This window comes from Vibrio tubiashii ATCC 19109, assembly GCF_000772105.1.
In the GTDB taxonomy this organism is placed as follows: Bacteria; Pseudomonadota; Gammaproteobacteria; order Enterobacterales; family Vibrionaceae; genus Vibrio; species Vibrio tubiashii.
Genome location: NZ_CP009355.1, coordinates 367,624 through 383,508, shown reverse-complemented (window position 1 = coordinate 383,508; position 15,885 = coordinate 367,624). Strand labels below are relative to the sequence as shown.

General features: G+C 43.6%; 14 protein-coding genes. 8 read left to right on the top strand and 6 right to left on the bottom strand.

Annotated elements, in window-relative coordinates:
* Positions 1-91: 91 nt before the first annotated feature.
* The gene (locus IX91_RS16885; protein WP_004749115.1) at positions 92-1,303 is read right to left on the bottom strand and encodes an MFS transporter; all 1,212 of its coding nucleotides are present in this window, start codon (positions 1,301-1,303) and stop codon (positions 92-94) included.
* Positions 1,304-1,393: 90 nt separating this feature from the next.
* Between IX91_RS16885 and IX91_RS16880 the strand changes: the two genes are divergently transcribed.
* Both IX91_RS16880 and IX91_RS16875 read left to right on the top strand, forming a co-directional pair.
* Positions 1,394-3,082: an ABC transporter substrate-binding protein gene (locus IX91_RS16880; protein WP_004743190.1), complete on the top strand. Its 1,689-nt coding sequence runs from the start codon at positions 1,394-1,396 to the stop codon at positions 3,080-3,082.
* Between the two features lie 186 nt (positions 3,083-3,268).
* The gene (locus IX91_RS16875) at positions 3,269-5,167 is read left to right on the top strand and encodes a tetratricopeptide repeat-containing diguanylate cyclase (RefSeq protein ID WP_004743191.1); all 1,899 of its coding nucleotides are present in this window, start codon (positions 3,269-3,271) and stop codon (positions 5,165-5,167) included.
* A gap of 9 nt (positions 5,168-5,176) precedes the next feature.
* Here IX91_RS16875 and IX91_RS16870 read toward each other — a convergent pair whose 3' ends face one another.
* Positions 5,177-6,094 (bottom strand): LysR family transcriptional regulator, encoded by a 918-nt coding sequence (locus tag IX91_RS16870; protein ID WP_004743192.1) that lies wholly within the window; start codon positions 6,092-6,094, stop codon positions 5,177-5,179.
* 117 nt (positions 6,095-6,211) lie between these two features.
* Here IX91_RS16870 and IX91_RS16865 point away from each other — a divergent pair, with 117 nt between their 5' ends.
* Entirely contained in the window at positions 6,212-7,135 is a 924-nt protein-coding gene (locus IX91_RS16865) for an SDR family NAD(P)-dependent oxidoreductase (protein WP_004743193.1), read from the top strand.
* 26 nt (positions 7,136-7,161) lie between these two features.
* The gene (locus tag IX91_RS16860; protein WP_004743194.1) at positions 7,162-7,542 is read left to right on the top strand and encodes a DUF4345 family protein; all 381 of its coding nucleotides are present in this window, start codon (positions 7,162-7,164) and stop codon (positions 7,540-7,542) included.
* A gap of 57 nt (positions 7,543-7,599) precedes the next feature.
* Here the strand turns inward: IX91_RS16860 and IX91_RS16855 are convergent, their stop codons facing one another.
* Positions 7,600-8,511 (bottom strand): DMT family transporter, encoded by a 912-nt coding sequence (locus tag IX91_RS16855; RefSeq protein ID WP_004743195.1) that lies wholly within the window; start codon positions 8,509-8,511, stop codon positions 7,600-7,602.
* Between the two features lie 87 nt (positions 8,512-8,598).
* Between IX91_RS16855 and IX91_RS16850 the strand changes: the two genes are divergently transcribed.
* Complete coding sequence (locus IX91_RS16850; RefSeq protein WP_004749114.1) at positions 8,599-9,504, top strand: LysR family transcriptional regulator; 906 nt, start codon at positions 8,599-8,601, stop codon at positions 9,502-9,504.
* A 97-nt stretch (positions 9,505-9,601) separates the two neighbouring features.
* Here IX91_RS16850 and IX91_RS16845 read toward each other — a convergent pair whose 3' ends face one another.
* Positions 9,602-10,045: a CopD family protein gene (locus IX91_RS16845; RefSeq protein ID WP_004749113.1), complete on the bottom strand. Its 444-nt coding sequence runs from the start codon at positions 10,043-10,045 to the stop codon at positions 9,602-9,604.
* Positions 10,046-10,278: 233 nt separating this feature from the next.
* Here IX91_RS16845 and IX91_RS16840 point away from each other — a divergent pair, with 233 nt between their 5' ends.
* Positions 10,279-11,229, top strand: coding sequence for an endonuclease/exonuclease/phosphatase family protein (locus IX91_RS16840; RefSeq protein ID WP_004742816.1), 951 nt, complete (start codon positions 10,279-10,281; stop codon positions 11,227-11,229).
* Positions 11,230-11,265: 36 nt separating this feature from the next.
* Here the strand turns inward: IX91_RS16840 and IX91_RS16835 are convergent, their stop codons facing one another.
* Both IX91_RS16835 and IX91_RS16830 read right to left on the bottom strand, forming a co-directional pair.
* A complete protein-coding gene (locus IX91_RS16835) occupies positions 11,266-11,742 on the bottom strand; it encodes a hypothetical protein (RefSeq protein ID WP_004742815.1) in 477 nt (158 codons plus the stop codon).
* Positions 11,739-12,068 carry a DUF805 domain-containing protein gene (locus tag IX91_RS16830; RefSeq protein ID WP_004749112.1) on the bottom strand — a complete coding sequence of 110 codons (330 nt, stop codon included), beginning with the start codon at positions 12,066-12,068 and terminating at the stop codon, positions 11,739-11,741. The genes IX91_RS16835 and IX91_RS16830 overlap by 4 nt, the downstream gene beginning before the upstream one ends.
* 181 nt (positions 12,069-12,249) lie before the next feature.
* Here IX91_RS16830 and IX91_RS16825 point away from each other — a divergent pair, with 181 nt between their 5' ends.
* Together IX91_RS16825 and IX91_RS16820 are read left to right on the top strand one after the other, a co-directional pair.
* Positions 12,250-13,290: a helix-turn-helix domain-containing protein gene (locus IX91_RS16825; RefSeq protein WP_004749111.1), complete on the top strand. Its 1,041-nt coding sequence runs from the start codon at positions 12,250-12,252 to the stop codon at positions 13,288-13,290.
* Positions 13,291-13,415: 125 nt separating this feature from the next.
* Complete coding sequence (locus IX91_RS16820; protein WP_004742813.1) at positions 13,416-15,881, top strand: diguanylate cyclase; 2,466 nt, start codon at positions 13,416-13,418, stop codon at positions 15,879-15,881.
* The last annotated feature ends 4 nt before the right edge of the window (positions 15,882-15,885 follow it).

Genomic DNA, 15,885 nt, shown 5'->3' with positions numbered 1-15,885 from the left:
TTCCTTGTTTGCTCAACGTAATCATAGTCTAGATAGTGGCAAGTAAAGAAACACATTGAGAGCGTAAATGTATGTAAAGCTCACATAAGAGTTACGCTATTCGTCTCACCTGGGAACACAGTAGGCCCAATGCAGCGAATAATTGAACGACAAAACAAGATATAAAGATAGCTTCTATGCCGAAGTGAGCAATCAAATAGCCCGATGCCGCCAAACCAAAGGGCATCAGCAACTTAAATAGCGAACCAGTAATCCCGGCTATCCTGCCTAAATATTTCTCTTCAAACGCTTCCTGTCGGTAGCTCCAGATACAAATACTGCTGTACAAACCAACCGCAGAAATCCATAAAAATGCCGCAGCCATACCCCAGACATTGTTGATGATTAGGGGGAAAATAAAACCAAGAGATTCCAAAACAATCGAGCCAATCAGTACCACTCCTAAACCCAATCTTGCGCGTAATTTATCTGCACTGAATGCCCCTAACAGCCCACCAATACCCGAGGCGGCGATCAAGTAACTCACCTCCAAAGCGTTAAACTCAAGCTCTGATTTCGCGTAGAATATCGCTTGGATCCAGAAAACGGCTCCTGTGGTGTTAATCACCATTACCGCAAGAGTAATAATCCACATATTGCGTTCAGCTCGTAACACTGTCCAACCTTCTTTTAATGCCGCAAAAACACTCTGCTTTTTTGGCGGTTCACTTGGAGCAAGTGTTAACCTTTCTAATTGCCAATATGAAAGCAACAGAAGCACCGCCACAGCGAGAAAAACATTGTGGATTGTCGACATCAGCATCAATACTCCCGATAACACTGGTCCAACCGTTTCCATCACGCTGTTTAACGAACTCATCCTCGCTATCGCGGTATTTTGCGTTTCAGGAGCCAATGCCCTTTTCATCATAGTCATGCGCGCATTGTGATAGCCATAGTTAAACGCCATCATCAAAAAGGCAGCAGGAAACAGGAGCCAAAGTGGCTCACTTAGCCACTCCACTGCAAGATACGAACACAAAACAACCACCAACTGACCCAACAACATCGCTTGTGACCAACGCTTCTTATCAACGCGATCGACTACCACACCGATAAACAGCGCCAAGAGTAAATTTGGCAAAAATTCCACTGCGCGCATCCACCCCATCATCTTTGAAGATTGCGTCAGTTCATAAACCAACAGTGGTAATGCGAGATTGTAAATCTGCGCTGAAAAGGCAACAAACAACGCGCTAGAAAATAGAATTTGAAATGGCCTGTTACGCCAAATTGAAGTTTGAGGCTTAGCTAACGTATTCATTTATTTCTCCTTTCATCCTGAATAGAATCTCTTATTATCGAGATTAAAAGATGAAGAAAAATAGAAATATAAAATTAGGATTTCACCTTTATGCGCTATTGGAATGCTCTGGCATTTTGCCGTGATAACCTCTCGTTCCAACATTGGACTCAAGTATCATTAGATCAATTCAGCCATGCTTTACGTTGTACGCGTCGTAACGCACAGTTGCTAATTAAACGCTTGGTTGAAGAAGAGAAAATTGAATGGCAATCAGGGGTTGGGTGCGGAAATTTACCTCAAGCGAAATTAAAGCAACCGCTTGATGGTGTTTTAAAACAGAAAGCGACTAGCCTACTTAAACAAGGTAATGTGGAAGCAGCGCTTGTTCTCGTTGATACACAAGAAAGGGAGAGTTTTCTTAGCCAATATCTTTCCCAGTATCAGCCAGTGAAAACTCAACAAGACATCTTACAAATTCCTTTCTATCGTGGCACCCATTGCCTAGATCCCGTCAATATTAATCGCCGCACCGAACTGCACATCGCCAGTTATCTATATGCGAATTTGCTTCGAACTCAGCCTAGTCTGCATGGCGATCTCGCACATTCATGGCAACAGCAAAGTGACAGTCTGACGATAACCTTGAGAAAAGGGCTCAAGTTTGATGATGGAAGCCCATTAGAGGCAAAAGATATCAAGGCACATTTTCAACGCTTGATGGAACAAGGCGGAGCACAAGTCGAGCTTTTTCGATTTATCGATCGAGTGGAGGTAATCAACCCTCTTCGGATTAGATTCACCAGCCACACTATGCCAACTCTGTTGCCTCGATTACTGAGTCACAGTGCGATGGGCATAACGAAAGTGAAGGATGGAAAATTACTCGGCTGCGGCTCCTTTTTACTAACAGAACAAACCGAATGGCGCACATTACTCAATGTGAACCCGCACTATCACGGCTTAAGACCTTGGGTCGATGGCGTCGAAATTTGGAACGTGGGTGATAATGCCAAAACTCTCGAACTCAATTGCGATGTGGTTCATGGTCGCCACCTAGCAGAAAAATCGGCGGCGAAGTTTACCGCCAAGCAAAAGTGGGAACAGGGTTGTACCTATGCAATGCTGAATCCTCACCATCATACTTGGATGCGGAATAGAGCTCATCGCAAGTGGTTACAAGCGCTTATGCTTAGTATCGGCACACCTGGCGGGGAAGATTGTGAAGTAGTCGCGCGCGCGCAAGGTATGCTCTCAACTCCTACTCCTATTGCCGAGCAAGATTTATCTGGGGCCAAACATGCTCTCGCGGATCTTAAACGCCCATTAAAACCCTTAGCTGTTGTCACCTATCAGCTTGGAACCAATATCGCCACCGCACAACTCGTTACAGATTGTTTGCAGCAACTCGGCTTCAATTGCCAACTACAAGTTTTAGAGTACCCAGAGTTCAATCGACCTGAAACGTTCAAAAATGCGGATATTATCATCAGTGGAGAAGTGTTTGGCGAAGATACGCTGTTTTCTTGGGTTGATTGGCTACTGTGTAATTACTGCCACCAAGCTTGTTTATCAGAAAAGAACCAACAGTGGCTAAAGCAAAAAGTTATCGAAGCCGTCGCCGAGACGATTGAAAGTAAACAGCTGAAGATGCTAGAAAAAATTGAAAAAACATTGATCACTAAAAACCTATATCAACCAATTTTTCACACAAAACAAGACCTGAATATATCTGACCAGATATCTGCACCAGAACTGCTTGCGAATGGATGGATCGATTTTAATCAAATCGAGATGTAAGCAGCATTAATTAAAATAGGACCTAAGATAACACGTAGAAAATGAGAAATACTGGACAAACCATTACTAATTATTGACCACAATGCAGTGCAGGTTACCTGTAAGATGGTAAACTAAAGTATTAATCTTCTAGGGTCCGTAGACCTATAAGATAACAACCCCTAATAAGAGAGATTGCCTGATTTAATGAAACGCCTTTTCACCTTAATGGTTACCATTTTGGCATGGACTGCCGCAGCGCCCACTCATGCTGCCTGTAATGTCCCGGCTGATCAGGACTTTTTGTACTCACACATTGCTCCTCAAGACCGCCCGATGCTTGAGCTTTACTATCATTCTTTATGCCGACCTGGGGAAGTCGACCTAAGTAAGATTAAACTATCGGAAGATGCTTCACCCTCGTCACAAGCACTTTATTACTTCGCTATTGGCAATTTAAAAAAATACGAGGGAATAGAGAGTGTCAATGTTCCAGATATAGAACAAATCGGAGGCAAGAACAAGATCGGCTGGATTGTTGCAGAAGCTAAACTCAATCAAGCACTGAAATTGATCGATGCTGATCTGTTATTGCAAGCGGAATATCTACTCAACGAAGTGGTACCCATTGCGCGTGAAATCGGTTATCGACGCCTACTTGCTCGTACCTATCGCTGGCTAGGAAACATAAAAATCCAGCGTTCAGACATCAAAGCGAGTTTGAATTACTACAAAACCGCTTATGAACTTGTCAGTGAAATTGGCGATGACTTTCAGAGCACAATGACGCTAAACAATATCGCGACAGTCTACATGCTTTCTGAAGACTGGGAACGTGCCGACACCTATATTCAACGCGCGCTGAAACTGTACAATGACAACCAATATGATAACAGCCTGTTTGAAGCCATACTGTTTGCTAATTCGAGTGCGATCTATTTCGCTACTGAGCATAATCAGCAAGCAAAATATTATATGGAACGAGCCCTAGAGGAAGCTGATAAAACGGGATCTAATCGAATCAAGATTTCGACCTTATCCAACATGTCGCAAATGTTCTCAAAGGTTGATCAACCCAAAGAAGCATTGGCAATGGCTGAGCGCTGTGTCATGCAAGCTGACAAGAGTTCCGCTAGCTTAATGCTAGCAACCTGCTATGAGGCCTATGCTGGCGCTTACCTATTGGAGAAAGACTACCAACAGGCAATCACTTACGCCCATAAGGTCCTTTACATTTTGCAGGCTTCAGAAAGTAATGAAATCATCTGGGAAATGGATGTTTTATCGAAACTGGTCACAGCGCACGAAGCGCTAGGCGACTACGAAAAAGCCCTCAAGTTTATGAAACAAAAATACTTAGTGCGCAAAAACTTCTATCGCCAAGCATACAATGAAGACATTCTCAGCGAAAAGAGCGCCTTAGAAAGACGCTTGAACAAACGAGAGATCGAGTTACTCGAAGCAAAAAATGAACTCCAGACCATTACTTTAAAAGAGCAGCGTTCACGGGAGATTCTTTATGCCGCGCTGTTTTTAATATTGGCTTATTTCGTTACTCGTAGTGTATACCGGTTAAAACGCGCAAACTTAGAACTACGCAACCAAAACACCACCGATCCTCTCACTGGGGCCTACAACCGACGCTTTTTAGAAAACTGGCTAGAGCAAGCACCATCCACCATGCAGAGCCCAGCTTATGCCGTTAGTGTGATCGATATTGACCACTTTAAACAGTTTAATGATCTGTATGGGCACGAAATTGGGGATCTCGTACTCAAAGAAACAGTTGAAACACTCCAAAACAACTTGCGTAAAAAAGATATCTTGGTTCGCTGGGGAGGCGAAGAGTTTGTCTTAGTCATGCCGATGGAAGATTTAAGTAAACTTGAGGAGACTCTTGAGCGCCTACGCGCTAATGTCGAAGCGCATATTGCTCATCACAACGAGCAAAAATTTAGCATCACGGTCTCCATTGGTGCTTCTTCTTGTAAGAGAGAATATCTTGCCGATGATTGGGAAACTGTGTTCGGCCAAGCTGACGCCGCCCTATATCAAGCAAAAGATGCTGGGCGAAATCGCTATCAGATTCACTCAAATCAAGCTTGATTCAACGCTTCATTTTTTAACCGTCCCTGCTACCCAAAATTCGTTCTCCCTTGACTGAACCTGCTCAGCGAGGAAATCAACAAAGCATCGAATGCGTGCTGTTCTGCGCAGATCGCTGTGCATCAATAGCCAAATACTGCGATAGGGAATCGGTTTTTGAAAAGGCGCACGAACTAAGTTTGGATGCCTGTCACCCAGATTACACGCAAGATAAGCCATACCAAGTCCTGAAGCTGCCAAAGAGATCAGAGGTACAAGTTCTGAAACGCGATGTTTTAGCGTTGCTTTTGGATAGTAGCTCTCTTGCAACCATTTCGCTGTGATGTCGCCTTCAGGTTCATGCCAACCAATGAATGATAGTCCTTCACCTTGGTTGTCTTTGACCTTTTCCGCGTATTCCCGAGTACAATACGCTGCTTGCGACATTTGAACCAGTCTTCGTCCTACCGCTTCATCATAAACTTCGTTGGCGACCCTTATAGATACATCCGCTTCTCGTCGGCTCAAGTTGGCAATATCATTACCAAACTGCAAGTTTAGAGTGATGTCCGGATAGCGCTCCGAAAACAGCGCCAAATCATCCATTAGTGAAGTCAAAGCCATCCCATGAGGCATAGAGACATAAACCGTTCCCACTGGATCGGAGTCTCTACCAATGATCATTCTCGACGCGGACGTCATCTCATCTTCGACTCTTTCTGCATAAGGCAGCAACTCTTCACCAATTTGGGTTAGGACTAACCCCTGCTTAGAGCGGTCAAACAAACGACTTCCTATCTGTTCTTCCATCACTGATATACGTCTAGTTAGTGTAGTGTGATTCACTCCGATGCTGTCTGCGCCCCCGCGCAACGTACCGCTGCGTACCACAGCCAGAAAATACTTAAGATCATCCCAGTTGAAGGTATAGCTCTCATTCGTCTTCACTTCATTCTCCAATGGTTCATTTTTGAAGCACCGTGTTCACTTTTACCTGTATACAGTCCATTTTTTCAACCATGGTAACTTAATCCCAAGTCAGCAATCACACTAATGGAGAATGACATGGGTACTATTCAAACGGTATTAATCACAGGCGCTAACGCAGGTCTTGGCTTCGAAGCGGCACGCCAGCTCGCTCAAGAAGAAGGCATTAATAAAATTTATCTCGGCTGCCGTAATCTCGCTAAGGCACGAGAGGCGAAAGCCAATTTGGTTCAGTTATCTGGCCGAGACATTTTTGAAATCCTAATCCTTGATGTTTCGGATTCATCGTCAGTGCGCAACGCTGTTTCGACACTGTCTGCACCTCTTGATGCCGTTGTACTAAACGCGGGTGGCACAGGTGGGCGCAAGCCGAATGCCCTCACTTCAGATGGCGTAACCAATATCTTTGCGGCAAATGTGTTTGGGCATTCGGTGTTGGTTGAAGAGCTCATTAAAAGGCAGCTGATTACATCAACCGTGCTCTATGCAGGTTCTGAAACCGCGCGAGGTGTACCTAAAATGGGTGTTGCTAAGCCCGAGTTGAGCAGTTCATCCGTCGAAGAGTTCGCCTCTATTGCCAACGGCAGCAAATTCGGTGTTAAAGCAGATCCACTGGATATATATGGAACCATCAAGCTCACCGCTGCGCTATGGATGTCTTCAATGGCACGCCAGCACCCTCATTTACGATTTGTCACTATGAGTCCAGGTGGCACAACGGGCACCAATGGGATGGATGACCTTCCTTTCCTTAAAAAAGTGTTCTTCAAATATGTTGGAGGGCTACTGATGCCGATGATAGGCATGATGCACAGCGTCGAAAAAGGGGCAAAACGCTACCTTGATGGTCTGTTCGATCCAAGGTTTGAGTCTGGGCACTTTTACGCCAGTAGACAAGGTTCCCCAACTGGCCCCGTCGTCGACCAAATCACGATTGAACCTTCGCTAGGCAATATCGCTGCGCAAGATAACGCACGCCAAGCTATCGAACAATTTTCGTAACAATAACAACGAATAGGAGAATCATTATGGATACTACACTGCAAATACTGGTAGGAATTTTCACTCTGATGCTAACTGGACTCGGTGTGATGTCGATGTTCGCCCCTCAAAAAATGTTAGCTAACTTCGCGCTTGAGCCCATCGGTAAAGCGGGTCTCAATACCGTTCGCTCCGTCATGGGCGGTCTATTTTTAGCCAGCGTAGCAATGCTGGTGTTTGGACTAACCTCTGGCGATACAGAAGGCTACTTCTTTGTTGCAGTCGTCATGCTCGCTGTCGCGATAGGTCGCATCGTCGGTATTGTGCTTGATGGGTTTGATAAAGCTGTAGTACCGCCGCTAGTTCTAGAGCTCGTCATTGCAGGCGTATTGACCTTCGCACACTTCAAAAATGGCGGGTTTTATTGAGTTTCCCTCATTGTGAATACAGAGGCAGTACTCATTGTACTGCCTTGCTTAATAAATCTATGCTTTCACCGCTTCAATCGATACCTTTTTAAAGGGGTTTGAGTTGCCAATAAACACTCCAACACCGACCAAAACAATGCCTAAAACATGAACCCATTCAACATGCTGACCAAAGTAGATAGAAATCAGTAAAGTAAACACAGGCATGATATTGAACAACGATGCCGTTTTATCCGGTCCAAGGACTATCGCACCTTTCACCCAAAAGTAATATGCAATCAAAGTTCCGAATAGGCTCATATAGGTTATTAGTGCCAAATCCTGAACACCAATAGAATCGATACTTTTGCCAAAATCACTTTGAAGAGTTGCGATAAATAGCATTTGCATAGCACCAATGCTCAACACCCACCTCAGTTGCTGTCCTACAGGTATATGAGGTGTCAAACGCTTCGCTAAAATCGTATATAAACAACCACTCAACAAGGCGCACGCCATAAGAATGTCACCAATATTCAGTGCTATTGACGTCATTTCCCCACCAGTAATGACAATAATCACTCCAACAAAGCTCACTAACGCACCTAAGATTGTTTTATACGAAATGGGGGAATTAAGAATGAGCCCTGAGAGCAAAATAGCGACTAGAGGCATATTTGCTTGAACGACTGCCGCATTGACGGGAACAGTGAAAGTCATCGCATAAAAAATTGAACAGTTTTGTAGAGTGACTCCGATTGTCGCGATGATAAACAACGAGAACATGTCTTTACTCTTAAGCTTTACTTCATGTGGGTATCGCATACCCCATCTCAATATCAGTAAAATCAAAGCAGCTATTGAAAATCTTAAAGCTGCGGAAACTAGCGGCGATATATTTCCATCGATAGCTTTAATGACGTTAAAGTTGCTAGACCAGAAAAAGATAGCGATAACAACGCCGCCCCAAACAGATAAATGTTTAGACATAAAGTCTCCTTATAAACTTGACTCAGCAAGGTTATATATTTCATAGTTGCCTTTTAATAGACACTTATGGGAGGGGTGATTTCAAATATGGAATCTCATTCTCTAGACGATTTATATTTATTTGTTTCCATAGCGCGTTATCGCAGCCTTACACAAGCCTCTGAGCACTTAAATATTCCTCTTGCAACCTTGAGCCGAAAGCTTAAAAAGCTAGAAACTAGCTTAGGATGTCGATTGCTCAACAGAAGTGCGCATCACTTCGTATTAACACCAGATGGAGAAAGGTATAGGCAGCAATGTGAACCTTTACTTCAGGGTTTAGAAAACGTTACAACTCGTATTGCAACCGAGCGCCAGTCCCTATCGGGCACACTCAAGATATCAGCCCCAATCAACATGACCCAAATGTGGTTAAAGAAATGTGTCTATGAATTTTCGGAAAAGCATCCCAACATATGCATTGATTTAGATGTGCAAAATGAAAAGGTCAACCTAGTTTCCAATCGTATCGACGTCACATTTCGTCTCGGGGATCTCATCGAGCAGGATTGGATTGCTCGTAAACTTTGGTCCATTCCTTTCGGGCTATGCGCATCACGGAGTTACTTAGAGCAGTACGAACCAATCACTCATCCTAAACAACTGGTTAATCATCGACTAATTACTTTAAACAACGACCGCACTTGGACGTTAATCAACCAGCTAACCAATGAAACATATTGTGAGCAGCCTAAATGTCATTTCGCTTCTAATGATGTTCTACTTGTCCGCGATGCAGTCATTCAAGGACTGGGGATTGCTTGGATACCCACCTATTATTTTCATGACCTTAATCAGGAACACTTCAACTTACAGCCGTTGTTGCCTGACTGGCTGGCTCCCGGTAAAGAAGTCTATATGATGTATAGAGACAGAGGAAATCGCCCAGCAAGAGTCGATGCTTTTATTGAGCATGTTATTGATTGGAAAAACCGATTTAAAATGTTTATCTAGCCCTAAGTAAATACTTAGATGGCTGTGGTTAAAAAGCCGATACTGGGCAGTGTTTGCCCCAAATAGCTCTAGGTTAAGAAAACGCTTTTACTTTCCACTAGTACAACCATCCAACTCGAAAAGATACGCCAACAATAACAAACAGTATTGAGAAAACAGTAACCGGGATAATGTGCAATGCCATATCAGTGAGATTAGATTCTGATAATTTAGGAATCACTCGGAACCTTGCATCTAATGCGAATAGAAAAGTAAGTAATAGCAGAGTAAGTTTAGCGACAATCCCGTGCGAAATTGGAATAGACATATCAAACCATAAACTCACATCAGGTAACATTCTGTATGCCAACATAAGTCCTGTAATGATTTGAATAACTAGCGCAGGCATACCTATTTTTTCATAGACAGATTCAAAATCTAAAAGTCGCTGGGCAGAACGTTCTCGTAGCACCCTAGGCAGCACGACCACAGCTAGTACGATATGCCCTCCTGTCCAAATAGTCGCCGCGAGTATATGTAATGTGACTAACAAACCATACATGTTTTGTCCCTTTTCTACTGGTTAGGCAGACCGCATTGAGCGATGCGAGATTGATTACCTTCAATAATGACACCTCATAAAATGATAACCATAATCAATATCAATTAATTGACAGTTAATTAATTCCCCACCTGAACCTTTTGACAAAAATCTACCCAGTAAAACTATTCAGCTACAGCAAGTTAGTTGGATTTTGATTACACTAAACTTTTAGAGTTTGTAGAGCCGTTCCATTGCTGACCAATAAAACGCTGACTTTCGCTACAGCGAATCTGTTTAATTTTGTAGAGCCTCCAAAGGCGTTTTACGACTTTGAAAACATCTATGATGGCGAAGCATGGAAAGAGAAGTGTCGCTGGACTCAAGAAAAACTCAACATCCTAAACGCGGACATTGTTGGTGTTCAAGAAGTGTTTAGTATCGACGCCGCGCGAATATTGTTTGAAGGGCTGGGCTACCCTCATTTTGCCGTTGTTGATGAACCTCATTTGGAGCAGGACTATATTTGCTCTCAACCCGTTGTCGCCATTGCATCACGATACCCAATTGTCAGCGTCAGTGCCGTCACTCCGCTAACTTCGATTGAAGAGAGCTATCAGGTTAAGGCTCCCGACTTTAGCCGCAAACCAATTTATGCCACGGTCGAGATACCAGATATCGGCGAGGTAGCCGTTTATGTCTGTCACCTTAAGTCACAACGGCCAACAGACAGCCTTGATGCAGAGAAATCTCACTCCCTTATTGGTCAATGGTTATCCAGCCAGCAAAGGGGATGGGAAGCGGTTATGCTACGACTGTTTATGGAACAACAATATAACAATAACCCAATCCCAACGGTGCTGATGGGAGATATGAACCAAGCGATAAGCAGCAATATTACTGGTTTACTGACTCAGCAAGTCAATGAAGATGATAAACAACTCAGGCTAAGAGATAGCTGGCAGCTTCAATCTACATCGGTAATTGAAAGTGAGCGACCACCCACTCACTATCATTTTGCCAAAGGGAATGTGCTCGACTACATTCTGCTGTCACAGGAGTTTCAACCCGACTCTCAGTATTCGATGGCTGACGTCACAGAGTACCAAACACTGGATGCCCACTTGATCAACCCAAGCTTTGAAAAAGACAAGCAAGCCAGTGACCATGCCTTTGTCGCTGTAACAGTTCAGTTTGTTCTATAAGCTAAAACGAGTGACATCCACTCGTTTTCTGCTTACTTAACTGCACTCAATTTTTGGTTCCTCTCCCATAAGCCAAGAGACCCATCTTATCTTCGAGTTCAATATAAAGCCCTCATCAGCACCGATACCACCAGTGATGAAACCGTCGATAGGTGAATCACTTGCGTTAAGCGAAAAGCGCCAATTTTTACTATTTATTCGTTGACCATGTTGAATTGCCTGATTAAGTTGCTCACTAACCACATAAAGGGTGAAGCCTTTTGTCTCGCTGATCCCTAACCCAGAATCTGACACACTACCGATGGCCACTGGCAGCTCCATAGTACAATCACGACCATCGGGATCTGAAAAACGGTAGATGGCATTTCCAACCCTTCCTTTTAGCCAAACTAATTGTCCTTGGGTCATTTGGTCTGCGACGATAACGCCTAATGAATTGGATGGCACTTCCTGCGAGGCAACAGCAACTGCGGAAGCCGAACATAGAAATAGAAGCTTGATGACGTTTTTCATGCTGACGCCTCCTCAGTCATATGCGTAAGAGTCGGTTGAGCTAACAGGTAAACCAACCAAAATGGCCCTGCAATTGGGACGAAAAACACAAAGCCCCAATATCCTGATTTACCACTATCGTGGAGCCTTCGAGCTATGGCAGAAAGAGTAGGAAATAAGCTCAAAATCCCATAGGTAGCATCAAACCAACTTTTCATCGCAACATCAGCCAATATACAAACCAAACTAACCAAGGCATGTACAAGGAAGAACCGCCAAAATTCTTGTTTCGACGAGCAGCCAGAGAAGTCAAAACTGCGCCTCCACGCCAATAAATAAAACCGCATAAATGTCACTCCTTTATAAACAACAAGGAGATTTTCAGGCGATTTCGAATCTAAAAAGACCTAAATCGCGTTCTAGGTCGTCTCAAAACCGGCATTTGTCCTATTATTGTTTTTAATTAAGTTTCAAAGAGTTATCCTTATTGGTACTCGAAACGGAATCAAACTTCATCTAGGACCGATTATGCTCGCCATTCCTGTGCCTTTTGTTGTCTCAATGCTACTTGGACTATTAGCGATTACGCTCTATTTGCGTTTCGAGCGACAAACCAAAGCAGCTTGTTTGTTTCTGGGGTTGTGCGCAACAACAATCGCGATGGTAGGTTTGAGATGGACATTTGATGTCTCACTGTTTAACTTTTTCCAGCCCGTTTTAGCTTCTCTGATTCCGGTTTGTGCTTGGTTCGTTTTTTCGGCATCAACGCAAAGAAACTTATGGTCACTAGCAAAGCACTTTGTCGCACCTGCATACATATTGACTAGCGTGGCTACTCAAGATTGGTTGTCACTCCCTATAGATGAAGTTCTCACTCTTACCTATATCGGTTATGGCATTGGGTTGATCCGGTTTGCAGGAAAAGAGTCCTTATTGATCAATGTTTCTCTAGGAAGTTGGGATAACGTTAAGAAAGCAGAGAGTATTGCGGGTTGGATGTTACTGTTTTCAGCACTCGTCGATACATTGATGTCACTGGATTTCGCTTACAACAAAGGAGAGATGTCGTTATATATACTGACTGTTGCCCACCTAGTATTGTTGCCGACGCTCTCTATTGCTGTCGTTATTGTTGGTATAAACACACCTATTTCAGAGGCTGAGAACGCTGAAGCACAGCCAGATCATTTGGTAAGTAATACTGTTTCTACAATGACGATGTCACAAGAGCGAGCTATCGAGATTACGTCTTTGTTAGATGAGAAAATACGTCGAGAGTCTCTGTATCTCGATCCCGATTTAACACTCGTGAAACTTAGCCGTAAACTCGTCATACCCGCTAAGCATATTTCTATCGCAGTCAATCAAGTACATGCTCAAAATATTTCTAAACTCATCAACTCTTACCGCGTTTGCCATGCAAAACAAGCGTTACGCAGCTCTCAAGATACCGTGACACAGATTTTCATGAATAGTGGCTTTCAGACTAAATCAAATTTTAACCGGGAATTTTCAAGAATCACTGGTATGACCCCAAGTCAGTATCGTAAAGCTAAATCAGCGCAATAAACCTAACCATCTGAGTTCGTTGACACAAACATTGAACTTAAACTTAATTACGACTTAGAGCTACGCCTAACTGACTAAAGTAGCGACTGCTATACTAGAGAAAACCCATCTCTTGAACGGTACTAATGAAAGTTCGCGCAATACTGTTGTTTTTCTTATTGTTACCCATTCAAGTTATGAGTGCAGAGATCGCGCTGTTTGTTCCGCGAACAGAGAGTGCTTCGTGGCAATCACAAATAAGATTTGCCCAAGCGGCTGCCAATGACCTTGGCGTTACCTTACATGTCTATGATGCAGAGAACCAACCCGAGACTATGTTGAAGCAAGTCTCCCAAGCATGTGAGAAAGGCGTAGATGGTGTTCTGTTCATGAACTACGAACAGATAGGTGAAAAGCTGCTTGCCATTACTGAGAAGTGCAAAATACCGAGTATTCTTTTCAACACAGGGTTTAACTCACGTGAATTTCTCCCTCGAACCAAATATCGTTATTGGATTGGAGAAATTACTCCTAACGATATCAAAGCAGGTTCCGTTTTAGCCGAGCAACTGCTGCTAAAAGCCAATGGTAAGATCAACAAAGTAAAAATGCTGGTGCTCAATGGTAATCTCAAAGAGTTATCGGCAATCGAGCGAAACCAAGGGCTTTATCAGTTTATACGGCACAACCCGAGCGTAACTGTTGTTGCTGAAAGTGACTCCAATATGAGTTGGGGGCGTGAAGAAGCGAAACGCCAATTTAAGCATTTTTACCAACGTCATCCTGAGATCAACATGGTATGGGCCGCCTCTGACACTATCGCATTAGGTGCCAGAGATGCCATGCGAGAGCTAGAGTTACCGCTAAATTCCATCTATATAGGAGGAGTGGATTGGCTACCGGAAGCACTTAGAGTAATTGAAGAGGGAGAGCCCTATATCTCGGTTGGTGGTCACTTTACCGAAGCGGCGTGGAGCATGATCTTGTTGAACGACTATCTTGATGGTCACGATTTCATTGCTGAATCCACCCAGTTTCGCTCCCCATTCTATTCCATCAATCACGCCAATGTAGCCATGTTTCAAAGCTTTATTGACGACAATTGGCAACGTATTGATTTTCAGGCGCTCTCTAAACAACATGAGAGCGATAAACTGTATAACTTCAGCATCAAATTCCTACTTGATGGTTATTATCAAAACACCAAAGCACTCAAGTTGACCGATGAAGAAGTAGAATGGTTAAGAGATCATAACGAACTAAGGTTAGCAATTGATATAGATTGGCCGCCCTTTGAGTATGTCGACGGTAGTGGAGAGTATCAGGGCATTGCTGCCGACTACATTAAACTGATCGCTCAGCGCTTAGGGATAGAGCTTGTTCCTAGTACCAATATGAGTTGGTCTGAGGTTGTTGAAGCTTCAAAACAGCGAGCACTAGACATTTACCCTGCTCTTCCTGTCACGCAAGATCGTGAGCAATATCTGGACTTCACTCGCCCATACCTCAGTTTTCCACTCATGATTATCACCAATCAAGACATTCCTTATGTGCGCGATATCGAGGCTCTCAATGGTATGCAAGTTGCTGCGGTAGAAGGGTATAGTTCATACGAGCTACTGCGAGACAACCACCCACAAATCAAACTGTATGCTGCTGAAAACGTGTCAGATGCTTTGCAATCCGTCGCATCAGGCAAAGTAGATGCGTACGTAGGTAATATTGCAACCGCCAACTATGTTATGACACGCGAAGGGTATAGCAACCTTAAAGTCTCAGGGCTCACACCGTATCGAATTGATCTTAGAATGGCAGTGCGAAGTGACTGGCCAATCCTCAACAGCATCTTGCAGAAGTCTTTGGATGCCCTCTCTGAAGAAGAGAAACAAACCATCTACTCCCGATGGGTAACGGTTAGATACGAACACGGAGTGGATTATAGTCTCGTGTGGAAAATCGCTCTTGTGTCGTTGTCGGTGTTGATTTTATTAAGTTACTGGACGAGTAAACTCTCCAAGTTAAATGACAAACTCAATAGCGAAATTACCGAGAGAAAGCAGATAGAACAGCAGCTGTTACATGAAAAAAACAAAATCGAGCAGCTATCGATTACTGACCCTTTAACAGGTCTATTTAACCGCCGTTACTATAATAAAAAGCTCCCTACAGAAATCCTACGAGCGCAGAGCATCCAAGACTGGCTAAGTTTTGTAATTATTGATGTCGATGACTTCAAGCAATACAACGACCATTACGGACATCTTAACGGTGACAAACAGCTCGTCGAATTTGCTAATGCCCTGAAAAAGCAGTGTCAGCAGAGTTCTGATTACTGCTTCCGTCTGGGCGGAGAGGAATTTGGCGTGCTGTTTACAGGGCGTTCTCCAGAAGAAGCCATATCGTTCGTCAACCAAATCCGACTGGAGATTGAATCGTTACAGTTAGAGCACCAGTTCAGCCGCGCTTCTGATGTTATTACGGCTTCGTTTGGAATAGTGACGACCAATAAACCTAAGTACACGATGGAACAACTTTATGAAACCGCTGATGCCGCCCTCTATGATGCCAAAGAGAGCGGCCGCAACAAGGTTGTTGCTAAAGAGCTAAAGTAGAGAA